The 13186-nt window shown below is 46.4% G+C and carries 12 protein-coding genes; 5 read left to right on the plus strand and 7 right to left on the minus strand.

Features of this window, described 5'->3' with window-relative positions:
- The first annotated feature begins 143 nt into the window (after positions 1-143).
- The 5 genes from ACYVE4_RS00465 (at position 144) to ACYVE4_RS00485 (ending at position 6729) form a co-directional block, all read left to right on the plus strand.
- Positions 144-2732 carry a DUF5686 and carboxypeptidase-like regulatory domain-containing protein gene (locus ACYVE4_RS00465; RefSeq protein ID WP_460994805.1) on the plus strand — a complete coding sequence of 863 codons (2589 nt, stop codon included), beginning with the start codon at positions 144-146 and terminating at the stop codon, positions 2730-2732.
- Positions 2733-3157: 425 nt separating this feature from the next.
- The gene (locus tag ACYVE4_RS00470; RefSeq protein WP_460994806.1) at positions 3158-4147 is read left to right on the plus strand and encodes a c-type cytochrome; all 990 of its coding nucleotides are present in this window, start codon (positions 3158-3160) and stop codon (positions 4145-4147) included.
- 177 nt (positions 4148-4324) lie between these two features.
- Positions 4325-4945 (plus strand): beta/alpha barrel domain-containing protein, encoded by a 621-nt coding sequence (locus ACYVE4_RS00475; protein WP_460994807.1) that lies wholly within the window; start codon positions 4325-4327, stop codon positions 4943-4945.
- A 186-nt stretch (positions 4946-5131) separates the two neighbouring features.
- On the plus strand, positions 5132-5620 hold the full coding sequence (locus ACYVE4_RS00480; RefSeq protein ID WP_460994808.1) for a PspC domain-containing protein: 489 nt from the start codon (positions 5132-5134) through the stop codon (positions 5618-5620).
- Positions 5621-5706: 86 nt separating this feature from the next.
- Positions 5707-6729, plus strand: a complete 1023-nt coding sequence (locus ACYVE4_RS00485; protein WP_460994809.1) for a LiaI-LiaF-like domain-containing protein — start codon at positions 5707-5709, stop codon at positions 6727-6729.
- Positions 6730-6876: 147 nt separating this feature from the next.
- Here the strand turns inward: ACYVE4_RS00485 and ACYVE4_RS00490 are convergent, their stop codons facing one another.
- The 7 genes from ACYVE4_RS00490 to ACYVE4_RS00520 all read right to left on the minus strand — a co-directional run bounded on the left by ACYVE4_RS00490 (position 6877) and on the right by ACYVE4_RS00520 (position 13150).
- Positions 6877-7311, minus strand: a complete 435-nt coding sequence (locus tag ACYVE4_RS00490; protein WP_460994810.1) for a hypothetical protein — start codon at positions 7309-7311, stop codon at positions 6877-6879.
- Positions 7312-7337: 26 nt separating this feature from the next.
- Positions 7338-7802 carry a hypothetical protein gene (locus tag ACYVE4_RS00495; protein WP_460994811.1) on the minus strand — a complete coding sequence of 155 codons (465 nt, stop codon included), beginning with the start codon at positions 7800-7802 and terminating at the stop codon, positions 7338-7340.
- Between the two features lie 75 nt (positions 7803-7877).
- Entirely contained in the window at positions 7878-8450 is a 573-nt protein-coding gene (locus ACYVE4_RS00500) for an RNA polymerase sigma factor (protein ID WP_460994812.1), read from the minus strand.
- An 83-nt stretch (positions 8451-8533) separates the two neighbouring features.
- The gene (locus ACYVE4_RS00505) at positions 8534-9490 is read right to left on the minus strand and encodes a transketolase family protein (RefSeq protein WP_460994813.1); all 957 of its coding nucleotides are present in this window, start codon (positions 9488-9490) and stop codon (positions 8534-8536) included.
- Positions 9491-9630: 140 nt separating this feature from the next.
- Positions 9631-10488, minus strand: a complete 858-nt coding sequence (locus tag ACYVE4_RS00510; RefSeq protein WP_460994814.1) for a transketolase — start codon at positions 10486-10488, stop codon at positions 9631-9633.
- A 31-nt stretch (positions 10489-10519) separates the two neighbouring features.
- Positions 10520-10969 carry a thioredoxin-dependent thiol peroxidase gene (gene bcp / locus ACYVE4_RS00515; RefSeq protein WP_460994815.1) on the minus strand — a complete coding sequence of 150 codons (450 nt, stop codon included), beginning with the start codon at positions 10967-10969 and terminating at the stop codon, positions 10520-10522.
- A gap of 108 nt (positions 10970-11077) precedes the next feature.
- Positions 11078-13150, minus strand: coding sequence for a M23 family metallopeptidase (locus ACYVE4_RS00520; RefSeq protein ID WP_460994816.1), 2073 nt, complete (start codon positions 13148-13150; stop codon positions 11078-11080).
- Positions 13151-13186: the final 36 nt, after the last annotated feature.

The raw sequence follows: 13186 nt of genomic DNA on the forward strand, positions 1-13186 counted from the left end.
TAAGAGAGGTTGATCGCCAGAGCTTTGTTGCGTCGACTTGACCTTAAGGCATCCTGCTGGTTACTATTTTAGATCAGTTTCAGATTGGCGCGTGGGGGGAAATCGACGTTGAATGGTCATAGCCATCAGTAAACAACATGAACGTGAAAAATTTACTTCCTCTTAAGCATGAATATCCACATCAAAGGCATCAACTGATTCCGAATTGGCCAAAATGGATGTGGTTCGTAGGGCAATGTGCCATTGTTACGCTGTTGAGTTTGTCAACAGTAATAGGGCAGGTCCCGGCCAATTCGGGTTTCATTTCGGGAGAAATCACTGATAAAGCGACGGGGCAGGGCGTGCCTTTTGCGTCGGTCGCTGTAAAAGGAAAAGCAATTGGTACACAGGCCGATGTCGATGGTCATTTTCAACTACCCGTACGACAGGCTGTTGATTCTCTCCTGGTATCGGCGTTGGGTTATCAAACGACTTCGATTGCTGCGACGACAACAGCTATGAAGATTGTCTTAGCCCCATCCGCTGCTCAGTTGCAGGAAATCGTTGTACGCGCGGGCGAAAATCCAGCATTCCGTATTTTACGAGGAATCCACTCGCATCGTAAACAAAACGATTTCAGTCAGTTAAGTGGCTATGAATACGAATCGTATAACCAGCTGGCTATTCGTATTAATCAACTGGATGAACGCTTTCGGCAACGGAAACCTGTTCGGGCTATTCTGCGGGCGCTTGAAGAAAAGCAAGGTGGTAAAAAGGCCTCTGAATTGCCTGTGTTTTTGTCAGAAACCGTATCGCGCATGTACGCCCGGCAGCATCCGCAGCACACGAAAGAGCAGATTCAGAAGACAAACATCAGCAGCGTTGGCATTACCGACGATAGCTACGTGGCTCAGTTTACGGGTGCGGGGTTCAATACACTGAATTTCTATAAAAATCAGGTCGCTTTATTTCAGAAAGAATTCATCTCGCCATTGGCTGATGGAGGTCGTGCTGCCTATACTTATTATCTGGCCGATACAACCCGAGTCGGAAATCATATATGTTACGGTATTGACTTTGATCCAAAAAATGAGCGGGATCTGGCGTTTCGTGGCAAAATGTGGATCGATACAGTTTCGTACGCCCTTGTGAGTATCGAAGCCCGTACGGGAACGGCAACGAACATCAACTTTATCAACCAGATCGATATCGATCAGACGTATGAACTCGCCGATGAATTAGGTAAAGCCTGGCTCCCTGAAAAAACTCATCTGACCATTCAGGTCAGTGAACTTGTTCCGCATACGTTTGGCGCGACGGTCGATTACCGCTCATCGGTTCACCAGCCATTAGTCGGACAGCCCAAACCTACGGATTTCTTTACCACAGAAGTTGAGTTGGCCGAGGATCGCGCGCAGGCTCCGGCAGATTACTGGCCAGCTAAACGGGAGCAATCGCAGCCGTCGCAAACGTTCGATCAGACCCGCGCTATGCTGGATACCGTTCGGAATTTGCCGATTGTGAAAACCTACACGAAAGTTGGCCAATTTTTGCTGAATGGGGGCTATTTGCCACTCGTGCGCGGCCTGGATTTGGGCTCGATTTATTCGATGTGGGCGTATAATCCTATTGAAGGTAATCGACTGCGTATGGGCGTACAAACAAATAATGCCTTTAGCCGCACCTGGCAATTGTCGGCGTACGGTGCTTATGGTACACGGGATAAGATATGGAAAACAGGTTGGGAGGTTAATTTCATTCCGGCTCGGCAACCCTTAACGCTGATTACCTTACGACATAGCTACGAACTGGAACGGCTGGGATTTCGGCAGGAAGATGTAGCCGACAACTCGTTTTTTAAAATCACCAGCCGGTTCGGTGCTTATCGGCAAGCCTATTACCAACGTGAAACAGCCCTGACCGCCCAACGTGATCTAGGCACCGATTTTACGCAGACGATTGGCGCGCGAGTTCGAACGATGAGCCTGCTGTTCCCATTTGCGATCAACCAAACAGGAGAACCACAATCGATTGGTTCCTCTGGCTCCGACCTGTTGAGTCGGGAAATTTTTCTGGAAACACGGTATGCGCCAGGACGGCTGCCAAATCGTCGGGTTACGGGCCGTCGTGTTCGTCGTCGCCCTACAGAATCCGCACCCATTGTCACACTTCGATATACGTTGGGAGCCTCATCGTATCAGGGAAGTCGTATTGGGACTTACCACAAGTGGCAACTTCAACTGGATCAGACACTTCGCTGGGGGCTGTTTGGGCGCACACAATATACCGTCCGGGCAGGCTATAGTCCATCGACGTTACCGTATCCACTATTGGAAATGCATTTAGGGAATCAGACTCCTTTTTATAACCGAAACGCCTTCAACCTGATGAACTACGCTGAATTTGTTAGCGACCGATATGTTTCGGTATCAGCAGAACACAAATTTGATGGGTTACTCACCAACCGAATTCCGCTGATTCGTCGCTGGGGGTGGCGATCGTTTGTAACGGGTAAGGTATTGTGGGGTCATTTGAGTGAGGAAAACCGTACCCTAATTGCTACGCATGATGCCAGCGGAAAACCAATTCCACCTGTGCGATCATTGAGCAGCACACCTTACGCTGAAGTGGGGTATGGCGTTGAAAATGTCTTTAAAGTATTGCGTATTGAAGCCATGCATCGACTAACCTACCGGCAAAATCCAGCCGTAACTCCGTTTGCGGTAAAGGTGTCGTTTCAGTTGAGTCTATAGACAATTACGGAAAAATGAATTAATCAAATTAATTGATTATCAACGGTAAATTTGATTAATAATGTCATGTGTTGACCTAGAATTTGGCTAGTAAATCCTTACAATGGCTGTCGACGGTGAGCGGACTGATAAAGAGTTTTTCGGCTGGGGCGGTAAGCAGCAGAGTCGCTTTTGTCGTTGATTCGATATTAATACCTATAATATTCTCATAATCAGGCGACTTCGATCCGAAAAATACTTCCTTGATCGCTTCGATAAGCTCATTGGGCGAAACGCTTAGAAGAGAATTGGCTAGAATTTAGATTAGTTTACAATAGATGACGACCTTTTAATAAGATAGTGATAAACGTAAGTCATTTTATATTTGATTTGCTGGTTATCGTGCTCTATTAATTAAACTCCTCTAATTTTTAACCAAGTTACTTATGAAAAAAGTTTTAAAATGGGTCGGCATTGTGCTGGGCGTTATCGCTGTTGTTGTCGTTGGAGCCATGGCGTATGTTAAAATCGCGCTTCCGAATGTGGGCGATGCACCAGACCTCAAGGTAGAACGAACCCCAGCCCGTGTTGCACGCGGTGAATACCTGGCCAATCATGTGACCGTCTGCATCGACTGCCACAGCACCCGCGACTATAGTTTATTTTCGGGACCTCTGGTGCCTGGCACGCATGGGAAAGGCGGTGAGTTATTCTCTCAGCAAATGGGATTTCCGGGTTCGTTTACTGCGAAAAACATCACCCCAACTGGCCTCGGAGACTGGACTGACGGCGAAATATACCGGGCTATAACCACCGGAGTAAGCCGCGATGGACACGCTTTTTTCCCGGTTATGCCTTACCCATATTATGGCAAAATGAACGAAGAAGACGTAAAGAGCATTGTCGCGTATTTACGTACGCTCAAACCAATCGAGAACAAACCAGCCGAGTCGAAAGCGGATTTTCCGTTCAATTTTATTCTGAACACTATTCCCAAAAAAGCTGAACCTGTACCTATGCCTGACTCTACCGACGAATTGGCTACAGGACAATATTTGGTGATGATCGCTGGTTGCGTAGAGTGCCACACGCAGGTTGATCAAGGTCAGATTATCAAAGAAAAGTCGTTTGCCGGCGGACGAGAGTTCAAAATGCCAAGCGGAACATTGTATACGCCCAATATTACACCCGATAAGGAAACAGGTATCGGGAATTGGACGAAAGAAGCATTTATTACTCGATTCAGGTCGTATGCTGACAGCACTTATAAAGCACACAAAGTAGGCCCGAATGATTTCCAGACCATCATGCCCTGGACAATGTATGGAGGTATGAAAGAAAAGGATTTAGGGGCTATCTACACCTATCTGAAGTCGCTGAAGCCCATTCAAAACAAAGTGGCTGAGAAATTCAAGCCGAATGTAGCCATGCGTTAATATACCGGGCATGCCGGTTTGATTCGAATGAAAGCCTTCTGGTATAAACTGGAAGGCTTTTGCTTGGATCAATGACTGGATTACAAAGTGAGTCGAATAGTTAAAAAAGCCAATAAATGGCGTATCACAATACGCGGTGAATCGTAACTTCGCGACCCGTTACTGCTCATCAAAATCATGGCGCTCAAAACACTCGTTAAAATCTCCAATGTGACTAACCTCAGCGATGCCCGATACTGCGCAGGTATGGGTGTCGACATGCTCGGCTTTTCGATGGATGTCGATTCGCTGGATTATATAGAGCCGAAAAAATTTGAGGAAATCAGAGGTTGGGTGGCAGGGATTCAGATTGTAGGCGAAACGACAGCCTCTGATCCTGAAGTGATTGAGCAACTATTAGAAACCTACCAGCCTGATGTTTTGCAGGTAGCCGAAGCCGCTTTATTGCCCTATCTGGGCACGTTTGGTAAACCGCTAATCCTCCAGGTCGATTTATCGCAAATAACGCTCGATCAACTCGATACGCTTTTTCATACCGGAGTTGCCGGAGCTGATTATGTCCTGATTGAAAGCAATGGCCCGCTTCATCTGGACGACGAATTAAAAGCTACTCTCCAACGGCTCGCATCCCGTTATCCGATTTTGTTAGGAACGGGCATCTCAGCCCAAAATGTTCACAACCTGTTAGCAGACCTACCCGTTCGCGGAATCGCCCTAAGCGGTGGCGACGAGGAGCAACCCGGCAACAAAGAGTTCGGCGAACTGATGGACATTCTCGAAGCAATTGAAGAGGAATAGCAGAGGGCAAATGAGTATTTTATTAATAATCCCAACGACCTAATCCCTCTGCTACATCACTACTATGTATTACCTACTATCATTGAAAACATACTTCCATCCATAACCGCGTCCATTCTTCCAATTCTGCTTTTACTGCGTTTGATTACCAGCTAGGTTTACATCGTTTTCAAACACATAAAAGCCATGAACAAGCGATTAGAACGTATTGCCGACCAGGCCCAGTTAGGGGGCGTATGCGCTGGTTTGGCTGATTATTTTGGTATTGACCGTGCTTTAGTACGTGTACTTTTTGTAATCGGAATTTTTTTACCGCATTTTCCGGCTATAATTATTTACATTATTTTGTGGATTGCGTTACCAGAACGTCGTTCGGCTAGTGCAACCACGCAATCAACAGCTTATTCTAATCCCTATTTCGCAATGAATCCCTACAATCCCAACAAACCTGCTAATCCCGACCGTAGCATTATTGGCGGTGCTGTCCTGATTATTCTGGGCGTATTGTTCCTGATTGATCGGTATTTCGATATTGACTTCGGCGACCTGTGGCCTTTTATGTTGATCGCTATTGGCTTGTGGCTGATTTTTAAGGATCGGATCAAACCTCCTTATGATAACACAACCAATTACGGTAGTTCAACTACCGACAATGACCCAAACGGAACGCTGTAAATAGATGTAGGATGTATGCTATATGACGTATGCGGACTATACCCTACTTCATATAGCATACATCCTATATCAGACATAAAAAGATCATGCAACGTAGAAACGGATTATTCTGGGGAATTTTCTTTCTAACATTAGGTGTGCTGTTTTTGGCTCGTCGGGCAGGTTGGCTCGACGTCGACTGGCATTCACTAGTGAATTTGTGGCCATTGTTATTGATTCTGGCCGGTGTACATCTGATTCTGGAACGTCGGGTACATTCAGCTTCGGCAACATTTATTACAACGGTAATGTTAGCCGTAGCCGTACCAACTACCTTGTTCGGGTTCCTGTCTCATCGCCGACATCACGACGAAAATTCTCATTGGCGCTGGGATCATGATGACGATGACGATAATCATGATAGTGATGATGACGACGACGATGATGATTATCGGGCAGAACGTAAACGACGATTTTCGGATAATGGCGAAGTCCATAACAGTACGTTTGCCGAGAATATGGATAGTGACACGCGTGAGGCTGTATTTAAACTTGCCGGTGGTGCTGGCCGATTTACGATCAGTGATCCGACTACGGAACTGATTAAAGCAGATGCCAAACAAACGGTTGGCACGTATACAATGTCAGTCGATCGGGATGAAACCACACACGTTCCGACCATCGAATTGAAGCCGACTGAAGAGCAGCAGAATTTTGATCTGAAAGATGGTAAATTCGAGAATCGTGTGGATGTCCATCTGAACGAAAAACCCATCTGGTCGATGGATATCGCTCTTGGCGCTGGTACCGGCGAACTGGATTTAAGTGCTTATGCCGTAAAGAATCTGAAACTAGCCGCTGGCGCTGCTGACCTTAATTTGAAGCTAGGCGCTAAGGCAGATCAGGCTGATGTAAAATTAGATGTCGGAGCCGCATCAGTTACGGTACGCGTTCCCAAAGAAGTCGGCTGCCGGATCAAGAAAGATGGCGCGCTGAATATCGAAGATCTGGATGACTTTACAAGCGTGGGCGGGGGAGAGTTTGTCAGCCTTGGCTATGATGCCAGCTCGAAAAAGATGATGATCCGTTTCGACGGCGGCATCTCTCACTTTAAAGTAGTCCGCTATTAAAACCGGGATTTATTGGATTTAACTGATTAAGCTGATTTTGTAGAAGAATGCTTATTCGAAGCAAAAAAACAAAATCAGCTTAATCAGTTAAATCCAATAAATCCCGGTTCAAAATCTGATTAATCCCCCAATCCGTTAAATCCCGGTTCAATTACCCTGATTTAATCGTTTGATGAGCGTCTGATTAAACATCTGCTCGGTTTTATATAACTCCCGCAACTGCCCTGGGCTGATTACTTTTAGAAACCGTTCCATATACTCGTCGTCTAGATCGGCGAGTTTTTGTTTAGTAGCATTGGTTTCCCGAAGCCCATTTCGTAGCTGGTCGTCGTTGAGGCTCATCCGCCCTGGCTCATTGTTCAACTGCCGAATCCGGCGGTTCAATTCTTGTTTTTTTGCGTTGTATTCGTTGTAGATCACCCAGAATTGCGGAGCCTGGTCGGTGGTTAGATTCAACCGATTGGTAATCATACCGATTTTGGCCGCTTCAATTTTCTGGCGCCCACTGAGGTCATCCTGTGCGTTGACTGCCTGTGTCGTCAGCAGCAGGCTAACCAGCCAACCAATCCATAAGTATCTCATTGTCGTAAAGTTGCCCATTCTTACAATCATGAACCCATCTTGGGGATGTCTAGAATGGTTTGGTCCTTAATATGCTGTTGAATGTCAGCAGGCTGTACATTTAGAAATTCAATCGCCGTCGTATCACTTCCTAAAGATGATTGAAGTTGCTGATTATCAATTAATTCATCCGCATTTACGCCTTGATCATTCAGATAGGCCATAATTACGTCGTTACTAACACCAGCCAATGCTTCGTTGCCCAGGGATTCCTGACGCTGAGGTAACGTTTGCCAAACTAGCACAGCTATCAGACTGGCTCCTGCTAGCGAAGCCGCCGTACGTTGCCACGACCAGCTGATCCGAAAAGCTGACTTCGGTTTATGGGCAACGCGAGCCTGAACTCGTGAGGGTAGATCGTCAAAGTAGCCATCGGGAGCAACAAAAGGATGCTGCCTGAGTGGATGCTCAGGGGGGAGTTCGTCGAGCCGGAAATTCTTAAAGTCGTTCATTGCACTGGTGTGTATCTCACACAATTCAGGTATCTTAAATTTTTTTAAGATTTGACAGCGTCAACCGCTTGAGGTTTAATCGAATGTCTCCGAGTTATGAAAAAAATCTTCTATTTTTTTCACGGCAAGGTGGTAAGACGCTTTCAACGCACCAACGGAAGTACCCGTAATTTCCGAAATATCTTCGTATTTCATATCATCGAAGTATTTCATGTTGAATACCAGCCGCTGTTTGTCAGGTAATTTCAGTAAAGCCTTCTGTAATTTCAACTGTACGTCTTCACCACTGGGATCGTTGCCTGACGTAACATAGTCCGCATTCGATTCGAGTTTTTCCATTAGCTCGCCCTCTACATCGCCAATCGGCAGGAAAAAACGGCGACGCTTTTTGTTCAGGAAATTCAGACACTCGTTGGTTGCAATGCGATAAATCCAGGTATATAACTGACTATCACCCCGAAAGTGTTCCAGGCTATTCCAGACTTTTATGAATGTTTCCTGCACCAGATCGTCGGCATCATCGTGGTCGATGACCATCTTTCGGATATGCCAATAAATTTTCTGCTGATACTTGCGCACCATCAGATTAAAGGCATAATTCCGGCTCGACGGGTCGCGATATTTAGCGAGAAGTTCTTCGTCAGTCATTCTATTGTTCCAGGTTTCGATTTTCAGGTGTCAAGTTCCAGGTTATAAACAACGTAGAACTTGACACCTGAAAATCGAAACAACTAAGCTTTACGGGCAATCGCCTTTTTCACCTGCTCAACGATTTTGTCGGCAGTGAGGCCATATTTTTGCATCAATTGATCGGGTGTACCGCTTTCGCCGAACGTGTCGTGAACGCCTACGTATTCGAGTGGAGCCGGGAAATTGCGAGCCAATACTTGAGCCACGCTGTCGCCCAGACCCCCATTGATCATGTGTTCTTCAGCCGAAACCGCACAACCCGTTTTCTTCACCGATTTCAAAATAGCCTCTTCATCTAACGGCTTAATTGTGTGAATATTGATAATATCGGCTTCAATTCCCTGTTCAGACAAAATTTCACCGGCTTTGATTGCTTCCCAAACGAGGTGACCTGTGCAGAAAATCGACACATCTTTCCCTTCGTTTACGGTCCACGCTTTACCGATTTCAAACTTCTGATCAGCAGCTGTAAATACTGGAATTACCGGGCGGCCAAAACGCAGATAAACCGGCCCTTCGTGATCGGCGATGGCAATGGTTGCCGCTTTGGTCTGGTTATAATCGCAGGGATTGATAACGGTCATATTGGGCAGCATTTTCATCATACCCAAATCTTCCAGAATCTGGTGCGTAGCGCCATCTTCCCCTAACGTCAAACCAGCGTGCGATGCGCATATTTTAACGTTTTTATTCGAATAAGCCACCGACTGCCGAATTTGGTCATAAACACGGCCCGTCGCGAAATTGGCAAACGTCGTTGCATACGGAATTTTACCGCCGATGGTCAGGCCAGCCGATACACCAATCATGTTGGCTTCGGCAATACCGCACTGAATGAAACGGTCAGGATTATCTTTAATAAACGCTTCCAGTTTGAGCGATCCCGCCAGATCGGCAGTCAACGCGATAACATCTGGGTGCGTTTTCCCCAGTTCAGCGATACCCGCGCCGAAACCCGAACGCGTATCTTTCTTTTCCGTGTATTCGAACTTTTTCATGGTCTATATTAATTCGCCGAAGCGAGGGTATGCAATTTAATTAGAATACAACTGGTACTTAGGGCAATTCGTACATTGAACAACCTATAAGCCAGAGTTGATTTTGTGCTAACACTTCTACTACTGAAGAGCGACTCATTTTAATAATCTGTTACGCCGATGGTTAGCGGTAACTCGTTGAGGGCTTGAGCCAATTGCTCGGCGTTCGGCGCAGTACCATGCCATTTGTAATTGCCCACCATATAATCGACGCCGAAGCCCATTTCGGTGTGCATCAGAATTAAGGTTGGTACGTCAGGATCTTCCTGAGCTTTCTTGAGCGTACGGATTACATCTTCAATATCGTTTCCTTCCATTTCCTCCACATACCAACCGAAAGCGCGGTATTTGGCCGCCAGATCGCGGTTGCTGTTGACGTTATCGGTAGTGCCGTCAATCTGGGCGTGGTTCAGATCGATGATGGCGGTTAGGTTACCGAGTTTTTTGTTGGGGGCAAATTGAGCGGCTTCCCAAATCTGGCCTTCCTGTTGCTCACCATCACCCATCAGAACATACACATGGTGTTTGTCGCCGTTGAGTTTTTTGGCGTAAGCAGCACCCGAAGCAACGGATAATCCTTGTCCTAATGAACCAGAGGCAATCCGAATGCCCGGTAAGTGTTCTGCCGTGGTTGGGTGGCCCTGCAATCGACTGTCTAATTTGCGGAAGGTGGCTAATTCACTAACTGGGAAATAACCAGCTCGCGCTAGAACCGAATAAAACACGGGCGAGATGTGGCCATTCGATAGAAAGAAAATATCCTCATCGCGACCATCCATATCAAAAATAGGTTTGCCTTGAGCGTCTTTTTTTCGGTCCATCACCTCGAAATAGAGAGCGACGAAAAAATCAGTGCAGCCTAATGAACCGCCTGGGTGACCAGAATTAACAGCCGCAACCATCCGCAGAATGTCGCGCCGAACGGCCGTAGCCGTGCTTTTGAGTTGTTCGATTTCCATAGTTTTTCAATTGCTTTCCATTAACGGAAAACTATTTTAAAATTTGATCAGCGTGGTGTTGGGTATCTACTTTACTGATAATGTCGGTAATGATGCCCGCTTCGTCAATCAGGAAAGTCGTTCGGACAATGCCCATAAATTGACGACCATACATCGATTTCTCTTTCCATACGCCATACGATTCGACAATCTTTTGATCTGTATCGGCGATAAGTGGAAAATTTAAACTGTATTTTTTTATGAATTTCTGATGTGACTTCTCATCGTCAACACTTACGCCAAGAACCTGATAGCCAGCGGCACGAAGTCGATCTTCATTGTCGCGAAGGCTACACGCCTGAGCTGTGCAACCGGGTGTGTCGTCTTTAGGATAAAAATAGAGGACCACTTTTTTGCCACGATAATCGGACAATTTAATAGGCTTTCCATTTTGATCGGTACTCGTAAAATCGGGAGCGGGATCACCAACTTTTAACTCCATACGCTGTCTAGTTTATGGTTTAAAATGTAGAGTTTAGGGTTTGATGTTGAATAGCGTAAGAATAAAGGCTGCATCAGCCAACGTCAAACTGTAAACTCTAAACTGGTATTATCGTCTTTTTCGATGGTTTTTTTGTGCTGCTTTTCGAGGAACAACCCGTCGGGGCTGTTCGATAATGGTACTGTCGGAACCAATATTCCCCGAACGATCTTTCACCTGAACCAATACTTCGGCTCCTGTTTCGAAAGGTTCGTCTGGAGTTAACTTATCAGACCAGACGAGCGCTCGTTTGTAATCGTACTGCAAGAGTACCCATTCTCCGTTGACCAGTGCCCGAAACTCGGAAATACCCGACAGATCGTCCGAAATTTTGGCTGTGATCCCGTTCGGCGTCGCACTTAGAATTTGAACTCTCGGAGGATTGATGTCAGTCATCAACTGAAAACGACCCAGCACACGAGTTTTAAACTCAATCCGGCCTTTAGTCCACGTACCGCCCAGGAAACTCTCACGTCCACCGCTTGTCCAATATGCTTTTGTTCGTGCCGTATCAATCGCAATTGGATAGTTTGGTGTATACTGAATAGTCAGAAAATCGTTCAGTGGAATAGTGGGTTGATTTATCTCCAATCCACCGCCGGGTAACGACCGCATCGCCAGATGCAACGTGTCAAAAAGCGTTCTCGGACCAAAATCCAGCCGGACGTTGCCGTCAACGAAAAACTCGGCCCGATTCGGTACAATCCGTTTTTTTAAGTTCGTCCGTATCACACTTCGGCCAAACTGAACCGAGTCCGGTAAAGACTGCTGCAAATCTATAAGATAAACCGCTTGATTGTTACGGACATAGCTTGCAGGTTGTTCATTCGTTGTTCGACCTGTAATTAGTTTCGCCCAGGGAGGATTAGTCGTGGGTACATTTTTTACCGTCAATTTCAGTATGTTTTCGTCGGTTGTGATGGTTGCAGAAGGTTCTCCACGATACGGTTCCGGTAAAATTCCGGACGATTGCGTAACCAAAGAATCCGCAAGCGCCGACCGGGTAGGGGTGAGGTCTGGCTGGATCGTAAAACTGAGTTGGGTCGAATGATCATGCGCATCGTAGAGCGTAAGCGTCACTTCGTGCGGCTGACCATCCAGCAAAGGCAAACGACCTCGGTAATTTGCGTTGCTTGGCAGTTTGTAGAGATTCAGGATGTTACCATCAGCAATGTAGCCCCGATGGTACCGTTGGCCGCTCATCTGCTCGACTTCGTAGTTTTCGTGAACGTTCATGAATCGCGTTTGTTCGTTCGGAAAACTATTCATGTTATAGGCAAACACTTCCTGCCCATCTAGCCTGATTTCCAGACAGCTAATACCATTACGATAAGGCGACCCACTAGTTTTGTCATAGGCCAGCACTTCCATACCAATCAATCCGGATGCTGTAATAGGTTGATTGATCGTAAATGTTCCGTCGGCACGGCGAGTTGGTACGTAGCTGACTCGCTGATATTCGCCATTAATACGCGATGTAGCCGTCATCGTTTTCAGGGCAACACGCTCAAAATAAGGCGGAACATTGTCCTGGATTTCGGAGAAACCGTAGAGCAGCGGGTTGATCAGATTATCTTTGGCATCTCGAATTTCGAAGTGGAGGTGCGGTCCGCCAGAACCACCTGTATTTCCCGAAGCCGCGATTACGTCACCTTTTTTGACCGGAAACTGACCCGGCTGCGGGCGCAAATCGATCTCGAACGTTTTCTTTTCGTACTGCTGCTCACGCAGATAGGTGCCGAGTGTATCTTTTAATGAACGCAAATGGCCATAAACCGTTGTCAGTCCATTGGGATGTTTGATGAAAATAACGTTACCATAGCCAGACGTGAAAACGGCAATTCGGGATACATACCCATCGGCGGCAGCATGCACATCTAGTCCCTCGCGTCCACCCGTACGAATGTCCAGACCGGCATGAAAATGATTAGCCCGTAAATCGCCCAGACCACCAGACAAGGAATTGGCGGAGCCAGGCTGAATGGGGAAGAGAAAGTAGTTCTCGACAAGTGTGCCCGGTTGAATATACCCCGTTTGTGTCTGGATTGCGGGTGTTGCCGAAACAGGTTTGGTTGATTGGCCGAAAACCAGTTTTGAGCAAGCCAGAACTGCTATGTATGTATAAAATAAAGTGCGTGTCAAAAGCAAAATGATGGACAGTTTTAGCGAATTAGATTC

The sequence above is a fragment of the Spirosoma harenae genome (genome assembly GCF_054776975.1).

Excerpts from the sequence above, each read along its gene's own strand:
- ACYVE4_RS00505 (WP_460994813.1), bottom strand. The coding sequence starts at position 9,490 with ATGAAAAAGTTCGAATACACGGAAAAGAAAGATACGCGTTCGGGTTTC.
- ACYVE4_RS00480 (WP_460994808.1), top strand. The coding sequence starts at position 5,132 with ATGAACAAGCGATTAGAACGTATTGCCGACCAGGCCCAGTTAGGGGGC.
- ACYVE4_RS00495 (WP_460994811.1), bottom strand. The coding sequence starts at position 7,802 with ATGAACGACTTTAAGAATTTCCGGCTCGACGAACTCCCCCCTGAGCAT.
- ACYVE4_RS00500 (WP_460994812.1), bottom strand. The coding sequence starts at position 8,450 with ATGACTGACGAAGAACTTCTCGCTAAATATCGCGACCCGTCGAGCCGG.
- ACYVE4_RS00490 (WP_460994810.1), bottom strand. The coding sequence starts at position 7,311 with ATGAGATACTTATGGATTGGTTGGCTGGTTAGCCTGCTGCTGACGACA.
- ACYVE4_RS00470 (WP_460994806.1), top strand. The coding sequence starts at position 3,158 with ATGAAAAAAGTTTTAAAATGGGTCGGCATTGTGCTGGGCGTTATCGCT.
- ACYVE4_RS00510 (WP_460994814.1), bottom strand. The coding sequence starts at position 10,488 with ATGGAAATCGAACAACTCAAAAGCACGGCTACGGCCGTTCGGCGCGAC.
- ACYVE4_RS00485 (WP_460994809.1), top strand. The coding sequence starts at position 5,707 with ATGCAACGTAGAAACGGATTATTCTGGGGAATTTTCTTTCTAACATTA.
- bcp (WP_460994815.1), bottom strand. The coding sequence starts at position 10,969 with ATGGAGTTAAAAGTTGGTGATCCCGCTCCCGATTTTACGAGTACCGAT.
- ACYVE4_RS00475 (WP_460994807.1), top strand. The coding sequence starts at position 4,325 with ATGGCGCTCAAAACACTCGTTAAAATCTCCAATGTGACTAACCTCAGC.